Genomic DNA, 15,530 nt, shown 5'->3' on the forward strand with positions numbered 1-15,530 from the left:
CGTGGCCCGCCGCCTGACGGAGGCGTTCCGATGAGCGGCACCGAGGCACCGGGCGCCGCCGGGGAATCCGTCCTGCTGCGCACCGAGGGACGGGCCGCCCACATCACCCTCAACCGGCCCAGGGCCCTGAACGCCCTGAACCACGCGATGGTGCGCCGCATCGACCAGGCGCTCACCGCCTGGGAACACGATCCGGCCGTCGAGAGCGTGGTCATCACCGGTGCGGGCGAACGCGGGCTGTGCGCGGGCGGCGACATCCGCGTCGTCCACGACGACGCGCGCGACGGGGACGGCACCGCGTCCGCCGCCTTCTGGCGCGACGAGTACCACCTCAACGCCCGTATCGCCCGCTACCCCAAGCCGTACGTGGCGGTCATGGACGGCATCGTCATGGGCGGCGGCGTCGGTGTCTCCGCGCACGGCAGCGTCCGGATCGTCACCGAGCGCTCGCGCGTCGCCATGCCCGAGACCGGCATCGGTTTCGTCCCCGACGTCGGCGGCACCCGCCTGCTCGCCCTCGCCCCGGGCGAACTCGGCACCCATCTCGCCCTGACGGGCGCCTCCTTCGGCGCCGGCGACGCGCTGCTGTGCGGCCTCGCCGACCACCATCTGCCGTCCTCCTCACTCCGGCGGTTCGTGTCCGACCTCGCGGACCGGCCCGTACCGGAGGCCGTGGCCGCGCACGCCCGTCCCGCGCCACCGGCGGAACTCGCGGAGCGGCGCGAGTGGATCGACGCCTGCTACAGCGCCGGCACGGTCGAGGAGATCATCCGGCGGCTGCTGGCGGCGGACGAACCGGCCGCCAAGGAGACGGCGGAGATCCTCCTCGGCAACTCGCCCACCGCCCTGAAGGTCACCCTGGCCAGTCTGCGCCGGGCCCGGCGGCTCGGATCGCTGGAGCGCGTTCTGGACCAGGAGTACCGCGTCTCCTGCGCTGCCCTGTCCGCACCCGACCTCGTCGAGGGCGTCCGGGCCCAGATCATCGACAAGGACCGCGAGCCGCGCTGGTCCCCCGCCACGCTCGCCGAGGTCACCGACGCCGACGTCGAGCGCTTCTTCTCCCCCCTCGGCGAGCATGAACTCGGGCTGCCCGAAGGCGAGTCCGCCACCGGCGGGGACACCGCGGCGCGGCAGGACTGAGGACAGGCGCGTCACCTGGGACGAGAGGAAGATCACCCCGGTCGGCGTGGTCTTGGCCAGGTACGCGCCACGCGGTACGGTCGGTCCGATATCGATGACGTCAAGACGGAAGCCGGCGGAAATCCGGCACGGTCGCGCCACTGTGAACGAGACGTCCCAGCCACGCTGGGCGCCCGTGAGTCAGACCCGTAGGCGTCATCCTGTGCACCACCGAGATGGGACGCGAACTCCCGAGGAGGTTCTGCCATGGCGCAGACCGTCGCTCCGCCGACAGCCACCACCCCCGCCCTTCCCGCCAAGCTGCCGATCGGTGCGATCGTCCCCTGGGCGGCGTTCTTCGGCATCCTGATGCTGGTTCTGCTGTACTTCGTCGGCGCCGAACAGGGCGCCACCGCCGTCGTCTCCGGCGAGGACGTCCACGAGTGGGTGCACGACGCCCGCCACCTGCTCGGTTTCCCCTGCCACTGACGCGAGGGACGGCACACACCATGAACTCGGCAACAGTCAGAAGCCTCCTCGTACGCGGCATGCTCGCCGGCCTCGCGGCCGGTGTACTCGCCCTGGTCGTCGCCTACTTGCTCGGTGAACCGAGTGTCGACAGCGCCATCGGCTTCGAGGAGGCCCACGCCCACGAGCACGGGCACGAGGTCGAACTCGTCTCCCGCAGCCTCCAGTCCACCGCCGGTCTCGCCACCGGCGTCCTGATCTACGGCGTCGCCTTCGGCGGGATCGCCGCGCTCGCCTACTGCTTCGCACTCGGCCGCGTGGGCCGCTTCGGCGCCCGCGCGACCGCGCTCCTGCTGTCCGGGACCGCGCTCCTCGCCGTGTACGTCGTGCCTTTCCTGAAGTATCCGGCCAACCCGCCGTCGGTCGGCGACCCCGACACCATCGGCAAGCGGACCACCCTCTACTTCCTGATGATGGTCCTCAGCGTGCTCCTGGCCGTGGGGGCCACCCTCCTCGGCAAGCGCCTCGCGCCCGGCCTGGGCACCTGGTACGCCACCCTGGTCGCGGTGGCCGCCTTCATCGCGGCGGTCGGCCTGGCCTACGCCTTCCTGCCCGTCGTCAACGAGGTGCCGGGGGACTTCCCGGCCACCCTCCTGTGGCGGTTCAGGCTCTCCGCGCTGGCCATCCAGACCGTCCTGTGGGGCGGATTCGGCCTGGTCTTCGGAGAGTTGGCCGAACGGATGCTCAACCCCCGTCCCGCGAAGGCCCCTTCGGGCCGGTCGGTCCCGGCCGCGAACTGAACCCTGGATACGCGACAGGCCCCCCGGAAGTCTTCCGGGGGGCCCGTCGCCTTCTCTGCGGGACGCGGAGGGCCGCGGCGGGGAGCCGGGTCCGTCGCGGGTCACCGCGGTCCTGAGCGGTGGCCGGGCTCCGACCTGCCCCGCCACCGCCGTCCGACTCAGCGGCCTTCGCCGCCGAACACCTTCAGAATCCGTTCCGCCGCGAGTGTGGCCGTCAACCCGCCCTCGCGTACCTGCCGTTCGAGGCCGGGTGCGAGCGCGCGTACGGCCTGATCGGAGCGCAGGCGGCCGAGGAGCTCGTCCCGGACCATCGTCCAGGTCCAGTCCACCTGCTGGTCACGGCGCTTCTCGGCGAGAGCGCCGGTCGAGTCGAGCAGCGTGCGGTGCTGTTCCAGACGGTCCCACAGGGTGTCCAGACCGGCCGACTCACGGGCGCTGCAACTCAGCACCGGCGGCGTCCAGGCCGCGTCCTTGCCGTGCATCAGCCGCAGTGCGCCCGCCAGTTCACGCGCGGCGGACTGGGCGTCGCGCTCGTGCGGACCGTCCGCCTTGTTGACGGCGATCACGTCGGCCAGCTCCAGGACACCCTTCTTGATGCCCTGCAACTGGTCCCCGGTGCGGGCCAGCGTCAGCAGAAGGAAGGAGTCGACCATGTTCGCGACCGCGGTCTCCGACTGGCCGACGCCGACGGTCTCCACCAGCACCACGTCGTAGCCGGCCGCCTCCATCACCACGATCGACTCGCGGGTCGCCTTCGCCACCCCGCCGAGCGTGCCGGCGGTGGGGGAGGGGCGGATGAACGCGGCCGGGTCCACGGCGAGGCGCTCCATACGGGTCTTGTCGCCGAGGATCGAGCCGCCCGTACGGGTGGAGGACGGGTCGACAGCCAGCACCGCGACCCGGTGCCCCAGCGACGTCAGCATGGTGCCGAACGCGTCGATGAACGTCGACTTGCCCACGCCGGGCACCCCGCTGACGCCGATCCGCCGGGCCTTCCCGCTGTACGGGAGCAGCTCGGTCAGCAACTCCTGCGCCAGCGCCCGGTGCTGGGGCCGGGTGGACTCGACGAGCGTGATGGCGCGGGCGACCAGCGCCCGCTTCCCGTCGAGCACACCCTTGACATAGGTGTCGAGTTCGATCACAGGGCGTGCCCGAGGTCGGCAGAGAGCCGCTGGACGAGGTCGTACGCCGCGTCCGGGATCACCGTCCCGGGCGGGAAGACCGCCGCCGCGCCCATCTCCAGCAGCGTCGGCACGTCCTGCGGCGGGATCACCCCGCCGACCACGATCATGATGTCCTCGCGGCCCTCCGCCGCCAGTTCCTCGCGCAGCGCAGGCACGAGGGTGAGGTGCCCGGCGGCCAGCGACGAGACGCCCACGATGTGCACGTCCGCCTCCACCGCCTGACGGGCGACCTCGCCCGGCGTCTGGAACAGCGGGCCGACGTCGACGTCGAAGCCCAGGTCGGCGAAGGCGGTCGCGATCACCTTCTGGCCGCGGTCGTGACCGTCCTGGCCCATCTTGGCGACCAGGATGCGCGGGCGCCGGCCCTCCGCCTCCTCGAACGCGTCCACCAGCGCCCGGGTGCGGTCCACGGACGGGGACTCCCCTGCCTCGTTGCGGTACACCCCGGAGATCGTACGGATCTGGCCCGCGTGCCGCCCGTACACCTTCTCCAGGGCGTCGGAGATCTCCCCGACGGTGGCCATCGCGCGGGCCGCGCGCACGGCCAGCTCCAGCAGGTTGCCCTCACCGGCCGCAGCGCGCGTCAGGTCCTCCAGCGCGTCCTGGACCGCCCGGTCGTCGCGCTCGGCCCGCAGCCGGCGCAGCTTCTCGATCTGCTGCGTGCGTACGGAGGAGTTGTCGACCTTGAGGACGTCGATCTTCTCGTCGGTCTCGACCCGGTACTTGTTGACGCCGATGACCGGCTGGCGGCCGGAGTCGATGCGGGCCTGCGTACGGGCCGCCGCCTCCTCGATCCGGAGCTTGGGGATGCCGGCGTCGATGGCCTGCGCCATGCCGCCCGCCGCCTCGACCTCCTCGATGTGCTGCCAGGCGCGGCGGGCGAGGTCGTACGTCAGCTTCTCGATGTACGCGCTGCCGCCCCACGGGTCGATGACCCGGGTCGTACCGGACTCCTGCTGGATCAGCAGCTGCGTGTTGCGGGCGATCCGCGCGGAGAAGTCGGTCGGCAGGGCGAGGGCCTCGTCCAGGGCGTTGGTGTGCAGCGACTGGGTGTGGCCCTGGGTGGCGGCCATGGCCTCCACGCACGTACGCGTCACGTTGTTGAACACGTCCTGCGCGGTCAGCGACCACCCGGACGTCTGCGAATGGGTGCGCAGCGAAAGGGACTTGGAGTTCTTCGGGTCGAACTGCTTCACCATCTTCGCCCACAGCAGGCGCGCCGCCCGCATCTTGGCGATCTCCATGAAGAAGTTCATGCCGATCGCCCAGAAGAACGAGAGCCGCGGCGCGAACGCGTCCACGTCCAGGCCCGCCTCGCGGCCCGCCCGGATGTACTCGATGCCGTCCGCGAGCGTGTACGCCAGCTCCAGGTCGGCCGTCGCGCCCGCCTCCTGGATGTGGTACCCGGAGATGGAGATGGAGTTGTAGCGCGGCATGCGCTGCGAGGTGTACGCGAAGATGTCGGAGATGATCCGCATCGACGGCTTCGGCGGATAGATGTAGGTGTTGCGGACCATGAACTCCTTCAGAATGTCGTTCTGAATGGTTCCGGCCAGCTTCTCGGGCGGCACGCCCTGCTCCTCGGCCGCCACGATGTACAGGGCGAGGACGGGCAGTACGGCGCCGTTCATCGTCATCGACACGGTCATCTTGTCCAGCGGGATGCCGTCGAAGAGCTGCCGCATGTCGTAGATGGAGTCGATGGCCACGCCCGCCATGCCGACGTCGCCCGTCACGCGCGGGTGGTCGCTGTCGTAACCGCGGTGCGTGGGAAGGTCGAAGGCGATCGACAGGCCCTTCTGGCCCGCGGCGAGGTTGCGGCGGTAGAAGGCGTTGGACTCCTCCGCCGTGGAGAAGCCCGCGTACTGGCGGATGGTCCAGGGCTGGTTGACGTACATCGTCGGGTACGGACCGCGCAGATACGGTGCCACGCCCGGGTACGTTTCCAGGAAGTCCAGGCCCTCCGTGTCACGGCCGGTGTACAGCGGCTTGACCGCGATGCCCTCCGGGGTCTCCCAGGTCGCCTCGTCCGCGCCCGTGGCCTTCGCGGCGGCGGCACTCCACTCGTCGGCGCCGCCTTCGGCGGTGGGCGTCCCCAGGTCGATTCCGGAGAAGTCGGGGATTCCCATCAGGACACTCCCATGCGGTCGAGGGTGGCGGAGAGGACGGCGACGGCGTCGCAGCCCGCGAAGACATAGGAGTCGACACCGGCGTACTGCCCGGGGCGGCCTGCCAGGAACACATGCCGGGCGCCCGCCGCGGCGAGGGCCTGAGCCGTGTCGGCGGCCTGCTCCTCGTACAGGGCGTCACTGGAGCACAGGCAGGCCTCGGTGGCGCCGCTGTCCTCGAACGCGCCGTCCGTGACCGGCTCGATGCCACCGGCCTGGAACAGGTTCGCGACGAAGGTGGTCCGCGCCGTGTGCGCGGCGGCCGGGCCGATCGCGGCCAGATAGATCCGGGGGCGGGCCCCGGTGGCGGCGAGATGCGCGTCGGAGCGGGCCCGCAGCTCCTCGTACGCCTCGTCGCGGCGCACTCGCGGCAGTCCGCCGGACGGCGCCTCGGGTGCGGGCCGGCGCTCCACCGGGCGCTCCGCCAGATGCGGGAACTCGCTGACGCCGGTGATCGGTTCGCGCCGCTTGGCGAGCTTGACGGAACGGGCCGCCCAGGTGTCCGCCAGGTCCTGCCGCAGCCGGCCCGAGCGCAGGACCGCGGCCTGGCCGCCGTCCCGCTCGATCTCCTGGAAGAACTCCCAGCCCGCGTGGGCGAGTTCGTCGGTCAGCTTCTCCACGTACCAGGAGCCGCCCGCCGGGTCGATCACCCGGGACAGGTGCGACTCCTCGATGAGGATCGTGGAGGTGTTGCGGGCGATGCGCCGCGCGAACGCGTCCGGAAGGCCCAGGGCGTGGTCGAAGGGGAGGACGGTGACGGAGTCGGCGCCGCCGACGCCGGCCGCGAGCGTCGCGATGGTCGCGCGCAGCATGTTCACCCACGGGTCGCGGCGCGACATCATCACCGGCGAGGTCACGGCGTGCTGCACCTGCGCACCCGCGCCCGGCGTCCCGCACACCTCGGCGACCCGGGCCCACAGCCTGCGCGCCGCCCTCAGCTTGGCGATCGTCAGGAACTGGTCGGCGGTCGCGGCGTAGCGGAACTCCAGCTGCGCACAGGCCTGTTCGACGGACAGACCCGCCTCGGTCAGCTCACGCAGATAGGTGACACCGGTCGCCAGGGAGGCGCCCAGCTCCTGCGCCGCCGAGCCGCCCGCCTCGTGGTAGGGGAGCGCGTCGACGGTCAGCGTCCGCAGTCCGGGGTACTCGTCGGCACATCGCAGGGCGAGGGCGGCGGCCGGAGCGAAGTCCAGGGCGGTACCGGTACGGGCCTCGTGGCCCAGGGGGTCGGCGCCGAGATTGCCGCGCACCTCACCCGGTACGACGCCGCGCTCCTCGTACAGCCGGAACAGCTCCCGGGCCGCCGACGTGACGTCAGGTCCGGCGTCGAGGGCGATGGGGGCCAGATCGAGGAAGACGCCCGCGAGGACCTCCTCGAGCGAGGAGACGGGGATGCCGCCCTCGCCGACGGCGAGCCACAGCGAGGTGACGCCGTTCTCCAGGTCTCCGAGCACCAGGGCGTTGTCGGCGTCCGTGTGGCGCTGCCGTACGTCCCAGCCGCCCGCGGTGTTGCCCTCGGGCCTGCTGCCCCGGACGAACGGGGCGAAGCCGGGGAAACCGGTGTCGGCGGCCGTGTCACGCGCGGTGTAGAGGGGCCTGGTGGCGAGACCGTCCTCGAGCGTTGTGGACAGCACGTCTTCGGCTGTCGCGCCCGAGGCCTCCTTGCCCGATTTGCGCAGCACGCCTTCTACCAGGAGCTGCCACTGGTCATGGGTCGCGGAAGGGAACTCGGCGGCCAGCGCGAGCCCGTCATTGGGCAGGACTGTCATGCTCGGATGCTAGGTCAGACCGCTAGGGCGACAGCAGAGGCGAGGCCTGTGACCTTGACCTCCTGCTCTCGGTGATCCAGATCTCAGGCGGCGGGCCGGGGTGTGCGGCACGTGTCGGTGGTCGTTCCGGGAAGCCGGACCCGGCCGTTCCGGCGGGCCCGTCGGTGGCGGACCGGCGGGCCCCCGGAAGGGGTCGTCAGGCCGTCGGGGCGGGCACCTTCGTCGCGGGGTCGCCGTCGACGGCGGCGGCGAGCTGCGGGACCAGGCGGTCGAGCATGTACGGCAGGCTCAGCACGGTGACGAAGGAGACCGCGTTGCCGTAGTCGCTGGTCTCCTTGATGAAGACCTCCCGGTTCTGCCGCGTGACCTTCAGGTCCGCGTAGAGGGCGTCCTTGTGGAGCTTGGCCGCGTCCTTGGCGGTGTCCGAGACGATCCAGACGATCGTGCCGGTGTCCAGGAGGTCGGTGCCTTGATGGTCGTGCTGCCGTACTTGTGCGCGATGGTGACGGGCCATGTCCTGTCCGAGGCCCCCGGCTTCGCGGAACCGGCGTCGGCGCTCCCCGAGGAGCCGCAGGCCGCGCTGAGAGGCCCCTACGAAGGACTCGGCCACGCCGGTCAGTTGCAGGACGACCCGGACGTGCTCGCCGAGACCGTCGTCGCCGGCCGTCTCGCCGGACGGCAGCTCGCCGTCCACGCGATCGGCGACCGGGCGCTCGACGTGGCCCTGGACGCGATCGAACGGGCCCAGCGCCTGCGGCCGCGCGGACGCACGGCACCGCGTCGAGCACGCGGGACTCGTCCGCCCCGGCCAACTGGCCCGCTTCGCGCGGCTCGGCCTGATCGCCGTCGTCCAGCCCGACTTCCTGCGCTCCTTCGGCGACGACTACGCGGCCGTCATGGGAGCCCGGCGCGCGCCCTGGCTGTACCGGGGCAAGGGCTTCCTGCGGCACGGCATCACGCTCGTGGGCAGCTCGGACCGCCCCGTCACGGACGGATCGCCGCTGCGTGCCGTCCAGTTCATGGTGGAGCGGGCCTCCGAAACGGGCCGGACCATCGGACCCGACGAGGGCATCGGTGTGGAGGAGGCGCTGCGCGCCTACACCGTGGGCGGGGCCTTCGCCTGCCGCTGGGAGGACAGCCTGGGAAGCCTCACCCCGGGCAAGTACGCTGATCTGGCGGTGCTCGCCGACGACCCGACGACGGTGGAGACCTCACGCATCGGCGGCATCGAGGTGGTCGCGGCCCTCGTCGGCGGCCAGGAGACCGAGGAGGCGGTGCTGTGAGCGCTCGGCCGGATGGCACAGGCCCGCCTACGGGGCCGGAAGCGGTGCCCCCGGACCCGCTCCGGTGGGTGATCTGGAACGCTCCGACCGGGGTGACGGTGTTCGACCGGGACCTCAACGGCCCGCTGCTCCTGGACGACGAGTCGGCCCTCGGCGAGATGCTGCGCGTGATGCGGGAGGCGGGCGTCCCGGAGAGCGACGAGTACCCGGGACGTCCCTGCGGCTGACGTCGTCCGGGCTGATCGACAGCGCGGTCCGGCTCTGTCAGGGTGAACCGATGCGGATACCCAGGCAGGCAGCGAGAGTCGCGGTGCTGGACCCGGAGGGCGCCGTCTTCATGTTCCGGTACGACAACGAGGAGGTCGGCGTCCACTGGGCGCTGCCCGGCGGCGGCATGGATCCGGGGGAGACCCCGCTCCAGGCCGCCGTGCGCGAGGTGCGGGAGGAGACCGGCTGGACGGACATCGAGCCCGGCGGCACGCCGCTGTGCTTCTGGGAACACGACTTCACCCGCATAGGTGTCCCCGTGCGGCAGTACGAGCACATCTTCCTCGCGTACGGCCCTCGCAGGCAGCCGGGCGGCGAACTGGGCGCCTCGCAGGCGGCGGAAGGCATTCTCGGCGGGAGATGGTGGTCGCCGCGCGATCTCTCGGACCCGGCGGAGCGGTTGTGGCCGCCCCGGCTGCCGGACCTGCTGGCCTCGGTACGGCGGGACGGCCCGCCCACGACGCCCGTCGACCTCGGCTTCATGCCCAACGGCGGCCCCACCCCCTGAGCGGGAGCGAGGCCCCGCGCACGGCGGGCCCCGCCGCGGTCAGTACACGTCGCGGACGTACCGCTTGTCGGCCGCGAGTTGCTTGACGTACGCGGCGGCACTGTCCGCGCTGTGGCCGCCGTGGGCGACCGCGATGTCCCGCAGGGCCTGGTCGACGTCCTTGGCCATGCGGGAGGCGTCGCCGCACACGTAGAAGTGCGCTCCGTCGCGGAGCCAGGACCACAGCTGGGGACCGCGCTCGCGCATCCGGTCCTGGACGTAGACCTTGGCCCGCTGGTCGCGGGAGAAGGCCGTGTCGAGGCGGCCGAGGGTGCCGTCGGCGAGAAGACCGGCCAGCTCCTCCTCGTAGTAGAAGTCGCTGGCCCGGTGCTGCTCGCCGAAGAACAGCCAGTTGGGTGCGTGGTGGCCCAGAGCGCGCCGTTCGTGCAGGAAGCCGATGAAGGGCGCGATCCCGGTGCCGGGGCCCACCATCACCATGGGGGTGGCGGGGTCGGCCGGTGGCCGGAACCTCGGGGAGGACTGGACGAAGACCGGCACCGGTGTGCCGAGGGCCGCGTCGGCGAGAAAGGGTGAGCAGACGCCCTGGCGCGGTCGTCCGGCGGGGTTCTCGTAGCGGACGACGGAGACCGTGAGCGAGACGAGGTGCGGGTCGCTCAGCGGGCTGGAGGATATGGAGTACAGCCGGGGCTGGAGCGGCTTCAGCATGTCGGCCCATTCCTGGGCGCCGGCCCGGACCGGGTGTTCGGCGACGAGGTCGACCGCCTGACGGCCCCAGGACCACCGGGCCAGTTCGTCCTTGTTGTCGGGGCGCAGCAGCTTCTTCAGGGCCCGGTCGTGGGTGCGTTCGGCGACGAAGCGCAGCATCCCGGGAGTGATCCGGGTGATGTCCAGATGCCGGTGCAGGGCCTCGTGGAAGGGGAGCTCCCCGCCGCCTTCCAGGCGCACGGTGGCGTCCGGCGGGAGTCCGGTCGTGGCGAGCCATTCCGTGACGAGGTCCGGGCAGTTGACGGGGCGTACGCCGAGGGCGTCGCCGGTCCGGTACACGAGCGGGGTCTCGCTGTCGCGGGTGTCGAAGGTGAAGCGCCGGACCTCCTTGCCCGCGCCGGGCAGGCTGAGCAGCTCGTTCCCGGCCAGCCGGGCGGTGACGGGGCCCGGCCTCCTCGGCGGGACGGCGGACGGCGGAGGGGGAGGGAGCGCTTCTGGCGCGGCCGTCGCCACGTCGTCGTCGGTCAGGGAGGTGAGGACCTGGTCGAGCCAGGCCGTGGCCGAGGGCCCGTAGTCGGGTTCGCAGTCGGTGCGCGGCGCGAGGCGTACGGCACCCAGTTCGCCCAGACGCCGGTCGAGGCGGCGGCCGTGCCCGCAGAAGTCGTCGTACGAGGAGTCGCCGAACGCGAGGACCGCGTAGCGCAGGCCCTCCAGGCGGGGCGTGTCGGGCGCGGCCAGGGCGTCCCAGAACCCGGAGCCGTTGTCGGGCGCGTCACCGTCACCGAAGGTGCTGGTGATCAGGAGGACGTCGGCGCCGGCGGGGAGTTCCCCCGGGTGGGCGTCGTGCATGCCGACGAGAGTGGCCTTGTGCCCGGTGGTGGTCAGCCGGTCGGCGGCGGCCGTGGCGAACTCCTCGGCGTTGCCGGTCTGCGAGGCCCACAGGACGACCACCTCCCGGACGGGGCCGACGGGCCCAGGGGCCGGTGGCGGCATGCCCGGAACGGCCCGGGAGTACAGGCCGGCGAGCACCCCGTTCACCCACAGGGCGTGCCCGGGACTGAAGGGCGCGCCCGGAGGCAGTACCGGTACGCCGGGAGCGCCCGGTTCGATGCCGGCGAGGAAGCCGACGAGATACTGCCGCTCGTGCTCCGCCAGGACCGGGGGCGGCGCGGGCTCCAGCCCGAAGAGGCGCGCGGTACCCGCGGGCACGGCGGCCGGCAGGTCCGGCCCCCCGGTCACGGCGGCCGCCGCGAGGTCAGGCAGCGCTCCGGCCCCGGTCCCGGCTCCCGTGGGGACGGTGGCCGCGACCGCGGCCGTACGCGGCGCCGCCACCGACACCGGTGTCGCCACCTTGGCCAGCGACACGGCGCACACCTTGAACTCCGGCTGGAAGGAGAGCGGGTCCACGGCGTCGCTGGTGACGGCGTTGACGCTCAGGTACTCACCGAACAGGTCGTTCCAGTGGAAGGGCGCGAAACAGCAGCCCGGCCGTACCCGGTCGGTCACCACCGCGGGCAGCACCGCCCGGCCGCGCCGGGAGGCGACCTCCACCGAGTCGCCGTCGGCGACACCGAGCGCGGCGGCGTCGTCCGGGTGCAGCTCCACGAAGGGCCCGGGGTTGAGCCTGTTCAGCTTGGCGACCCTGCCCGTCTTGGTGAGGGTGTGCCACTGGTGCTGCACCCGGCCGGTGTTCAGGACGTACGGGTAGTCGTCGTCCGGCATCTCGGCGGGAGCGATGTGCGGACGGGCGTAGAACACCGCCCGGCCGCTCGCCGTGGGGAACACCGGGCCCTCGCCGTCCTCGCCCCCATAGCGGATCGGATTGCGGTCGGGACCGTCCTCACGCGCGGACGGCCACTGCACCGGGGTGGAGCGCAGCCGCTCATAGGTGACGCCCCGAAGGTCGTAGCCCGTCTTCGGGTTGTGGGCGCGCTTGATCTCCTCGAAGACCTCTTCCGCGCTGTCGTAGGAGAAACCCCGCTCGTAGCCCATCGCGCGGGCGACGGCGGCGATGATCCGCCAGTCCGCCATCGCCTCCCCGGGCGGGTCCACCGCGGGCCGGGCGAGCGTGACATTGCGCTCGCTGTTGACGAGGACGCCCTCCGTCTCGGTCCACAGCGCCCCCGGCAGGACGACATCCGCGTACGCGTTGGTCTCCGTCTCGGCGAACACGTCCTGGGTGACGACGAACTCGGCCCGCTCCAGGCCCTCGATGACGGTCTTGCGGTTGGCCACGGACGCGACGGGGTTGGTGCAGATGATCCAGCACGCCTTGATGTCCCCTTCGGCCATCTTCCGGAACATCTCGATCGTGCCCCGGCCGACCCCGTCCGCGCGGACCGTGCCGGGGGCCAGGTCCCACAACTCCTCGATGAAGGCGCGCTCCGCGTCGACCAGCACCGACCGCTGGCCGGGCAGTCCCGGACCCATGTATCCCATCTCCCGGCCGCCCATGGCGTTGGGCTGGCCGGTCAGCGAGAAGGGGCCGCTGCCGGTCCGGCAGATCGCCCCCGTCGCCAGGTGCAGGTTCACCAGCGCGTTGGTGTTCCAGGTGCCGTGCGTGGACTGGTTGAGGCCCATGGTCCAGCAGCTCATCCACTCCCCGGCCTCGCCGATGAGCCGGGCCGCCTCGCGGATGTCGTCCTCCGCCACGCCCGTGATCGCGGCGACCGCGGCGGGCGCGTAGTCGGCCAGGAACTCCGGCATCGCCTCCCAGCCCTCGGTGTGCGCGGCGATGAAGGCCTCGTCCGTGTGCCCGTTCTCGTACAGCAGACGCAGCAGACCGTTGAGCAGCGCCAGGTCCGTACCGGGCCGGACCGGCAGGAACAGGTCCGCCTTGTCGGCGGTCGCGGTGCGCCGCGGGTCGACGACGATCAGCCGGGCGCCGCCCGACTTGACCCGGTCCATCATCCGCAGGAACAGGACGGGATGACAGTCGGCCATGTTGGAGCCGATCACGAGGAAGACGTCGGCGTGCTCGAAGTCCTGGTAGGAGCCGGGCGGGCCGTCCGCGCCCAGCGACAGCTTGTATCCGGCGCCCGCGCTGGCCATGCACAGCCGGGAGTTCGACTCGATCTGGTTGGTCCCGACGAAACCCTTGGCCAGCTTGTTCGCCAGGTACTGGGCCTCCAGGCTCATCTGTCCGGACACGTAGAACGCGAAGGCGTCCGGGCCGTGCTCGTCGATCACCGCGCGGAGCCGACGGGCCGTCTCGGCGATCGCGCCGTCCACCGGGGCGGGCTCGGCCTCCGCTCCCCGTTCGGAGCGCACGAGGGCCGAGGTCAGCCGGCCGGGGGCGGCGAGCAGGTCGGCCGTGGTCGCGCCCTTGGTGCACAGGCGCCCGAAGTTGGCGGGGTGCGCCTTGTCGCCGGACGCCTTCAGGACCGTACGCCGCCCGTCGGGGCCCATACCGATGTCGAGCACCATCCCGCAGCCGACACCGCAGTACGAGCAGACCGTCCGCACCTGCTGGGTGGTCGTGGTCACGAGCGGCCCTCCGTGTGATCGGTACCTTCCTCCACCGACGCTACGAAGGGCCCATTACGCGGTTGTCACGCGGCTCGATCACCGGGGGTTACGCGCTCCACACACCGCCGCTCCGAGCCCTGTGAGGTGCCCGTACGGTGCGGCCTGCGGCGATGGCGGCGCACCCGGCCTCGCGCCGGGCGCACCGCCACCGGCTCAGTAGCCGAAGCTCGAGGTCGTGTACGCGCACTCCGTGTAGAGGTAGCCCGGTGACAGTTTGGCGGTGTCCGAGGCGGGGGACTTCCCGGTGCCGCTGCGGGACTTGTGCACGAAGTAGGTGGTGCCGACGGGCAGGTGGATGGTCCGCTGCGGGTAGTGCTTGCCGCTGTCGCTGCACGGCTTGAAGCCGATTCCCAGCGTGCTGCCGAGGGAGTACGAGGAGCAGCCCCCGCAGGCCTTGAGGGTGAAACTCCCGGTCACCGGTCCCGTGTACATGACCGTGATGTCGTCGGGGCTGTCGTTCTTGACCGTGACGGCGATGCTGCCGCCCGACGCCGTGGTCGGCAGACGCTTGCCGGCCGCGGGCACGGTCTGCGCGACCTCCGCGGCGATGGCGATCTTCTGGGCGCGCGCCCGGTTCTTGTGGTGCGGGTTGTTCTTGGCGAAGTCGTTCATGGTGGTGACGGCGTCGGCGAAGCTTCCGTCCTTGTACTGGTCGACACCGCAGGCGTACGCGCCCGAACGCGCGCTCCGCGAGGCCCGGTCGGCGTCCTTTCCGAGGGCGTCGGCCACACCGGCCCGCTCCCCGGGCAGTCCGCGGACCTGGGTGTCGAGGGTGCCGAGCCGCTTCACGGCGGTGCACGGGTCGTCGCCGCCCACGGAGCCGACCGCCTTGTCGACCGCCCTCTTCACGGCGGGCTCGACCTTCCCGGCCTGCGCGGACCTGGGGAAGGTCGACAGCAGCTCGCCGAACTGTGCGGTCCAGCCCGCTTCCCCGCCGCTCAGGGACGCCGTCGCGCAGGCGTAGAGCGACGTGGCCAGCCGGTCGTCGGGCCAGTGGGCGAGGTTTCCCAGCGCCTTCTTGTCCATGGTGCCCGGCAGCGTGCGCAGGTACTGCAAGGGCGGTACGGCGGAGCAGTAGTCCTTTCGCGCGTACGGGGCGGCGACGGTGGCGTAGTAGGTCTTGAGCCGGTCGGGCACTCGCCGGGCCGCGCGTGAGCCCGGGTGGTCCTCGCCGAGCGCGCTGTAGGCGGTCAGGGCGCGGCGATAGCCGGCCTCGGCCGTCGCGAAGTCCTGCTTCCCGGACTGTTCGACCAGCCTGTCGGCCCGGTCGAGCCGGTCGAGGAGCATCCGTTCCGTCGCCTCGTCGCGCGCGCCGTCGTACAGGACGACTCCCCCCGCGGGCACGGCCAGCAGGACGACACCGAGCACCGCAGCGATCAACGCGCTGGGCAGCAGCGCCAACCGGGCCCGCAGGCCCACGGACGCGCCGTGCGCGGCGGCCAGAGCCAGGAAGACCAGGTAGAGCACGAGCGCGGTGCCCGGGACCCCGTCGGGGTCCGCGGGCAGGGCCACCACGAGCAGGATCGCCGTCGCGATCCAGCAGACGGCCATCAGTCCCCAGCGGCGCACGACGGCATAACCGAGCCCGAGTCCGCTGAGGTTGAGCAACGCCACCGCGAGGGCCCGCCAGGGGCTGGCGGGAGCGGGTGGCGGTGCGGCCGGCATCGGCGGAACGACGAAGCCGTCACGAGCACTCTGATCCCAGGACATGACGGTCCCCCCCGTCGATCA

General features: G+C 72.1%; 11 protein-coding genes, 1 pseudogene and 1 riboswitch. Of the genes and pseudogenes, 6 read left to right on the top strand and 6 right to left on the bottom strand.

The annotated features are described in order from the left end of the window. Positions 1-30: 30 nt before the first annotated feature. The 3 genes from ACF07B_RS24355 (at position 31) to ACF07B_RS24365 (ending at position 2,387) form a co-directional block, all read left to right on the top strand. The gene (locus tag ACF07B_RS24355) at positions 31-1,140 is read left to right on the top strand and encodes an enoyl-CoA hydratase/isomerase family protein (protein WP_392180478.1); all 1,110 of its coding nucleotides are present in this window, start codon (positions 31-33) and stop codon (positions 1,138-1,140) included. A 60-nt stretch (positions 1,141-1,200) separates the two neighbouring features. Next, positions 1,201-1,346: riboswitch (cobalamin riboswitch) on the top strand. A 40-nt stretch (positions 1,347-1,386) separates the two neighbouring features. Further along, the gene (locus ACF07B_RS24360; RefSeq protein ID WP_362390876.1) at positions 1,387-1,608 is read left to right on the top strand and encodes a CbtB-domain containing protein; all 222 of its coding nucleotides are present in this window, start codon (positions 1,387-1,389) and stop codon (positions 1,606-1,608) included. 20 nt (positions 1,609-1,628) lie between these two features. Further along, positions 1,629-2,387, top strand: coding sequence for a CbtA family protein (locus ACF07B_RS24365; RefSeq protein ID WP_392180479.1), 759 nt, complete (start codon positions 1,629-1,631; stop codon positions 2,385-2,387). 158 nt (positions 2,388-2,545) lie between these two features. Here the strand turns inward: ACF07B_RS24365 and meaB are convergent, their stop codons facing one another. The 4 genes from meaB to ACF07B_RS24385 form a co-directional block, all read right to left on the bottom strand. Continuing rightward, complete coding sequence (gene meaB, locus ACF07B_RS24370; protein ID WP_392180480.1) at positions 2,546-3,529, bottom strand: methylmalonyl Co-A mutase-associated GTPase MeaB; 984 nt, start codon at positions 3,527-3,529, stop codon at positions 2,546-2,548. Beyond that, on the bottom strand, positions 3,526-5,700 hold the full coding sequence (gene scpA / locus ACF07B_RS24375) for a methylmalonyl-CoA mutase (protein WP_392180481.1): 2,175 nt from the start codon (positions 5,698-5,700) through the stop codon (positions 3,526-3,528). Before scpA ends, meaB begins: the two co-directional genes overlap by 4 nt. Beyond that, entirely contained in the window at positions 5,700-7,508 is a 1,809-nt protein-coding gene (locus ACF07B_RS24380) for a methylmalonyl-CoA mutase family protein (RefSeq protein WP_392180482.1), read from the bottom strand. The genes scpA and ACF07B_RS24380 overlap by 1 nt, the downstream gene beginning before the upstream one ends. 196 nt (positions 7,509-7,704) lie before the next feature. After that, a complete protein-coding gene (locus ACF07B_RS24385) occupies positions 7,705-8,202 on the bottom strand; it encodes a hypothetical protein (RefSeq protein WP_392180601.1) in 498 nt (165 codons plus the stop codon). On the opposite strand from ACF07B_RS24385, the pseudogene ACF07B_RS24390 reads away from it, so the two are divergent. The 3 genes and pseudogenes from ACF07B_RS24390 to ACF07B_RS24400 form a co-directional block, all read left to right on the top strand. Then, positions 8,083-8,791: pseudogene (locus ACF07B_RS24390) on the top strand (amidohydrolase); the annotation flags it as partial. The gene ACF07B_RS24385 and the pseudogene ACF07B_RS24390 overlap by 120 nt on opposite strands. A gap of 68 nt (positions 8,792-8,859) precedes the next feature. Beyond that, positions 8,860-9,018 (top strand): hypothetical protein, encoded by a 159-nt coding sequence (locus tag ACF07B_RS24395; RefSeq protein ID WP_392180483.1) that lies wholly within the window; start codon positions 8,860-8,862, stop codon positions 9,016-9,018. 50 nt (positions 9,019-9,068) lie between these two features. Further along, positions 9,069-9,566: an NUDIX hydrolase gene (locus tag ACF07B_RS24400; protein WP_369480701.1), complete on the top strand. Its 498-nt coding sequence runs from the start codon at positions 9,069-9,071 to the stop codon at positions 9,564-9,566. Positions 9,567-9,605: 39 nt separating this feature from the next. Here ACF07B_RS24400 and ACF07B_RS24405 read toward each other — a convergent pair whose 3' ends face one another. Beyond that, positions 9,606-13,697: a molybdopterin-dependent oxidoreductase gene (locus tag ACF07B_RS24405; RefSeq protein WP_392180597.1), complete on the bottom strand. Its 4,092-nt coding sequence runs from the start codon at positions 13,695-13,697 to the stop codon at positions 9,606-9,608. 255 nt (positions 13,698-13,952) lie between these two features. After that, positions 13,953-15,509: a hypothetical protein gene (locus tag ACF07B_RS24410; RefSeq protein ID WP_369480703.1), complete on the bottom strand. Its 1,557-nt coding sequence runs from the start codon at positions 15,507-15,509 to the stop codon at positions 13,953-13,955. Positions 15,510-15,530: the final 21 nt, after the last annotated feature.

The sequence above is a fragment of the Streptomyces sp. NPDC015532 genome, assembly GCF_043078065.1.
In the GTDB taxonomy this organism is placed as follows: domain Bacteria; phylum Actinomycetota; class Actinomycetes; order Streptomycetales; family Streptomycetaceae; genus Streptomyces.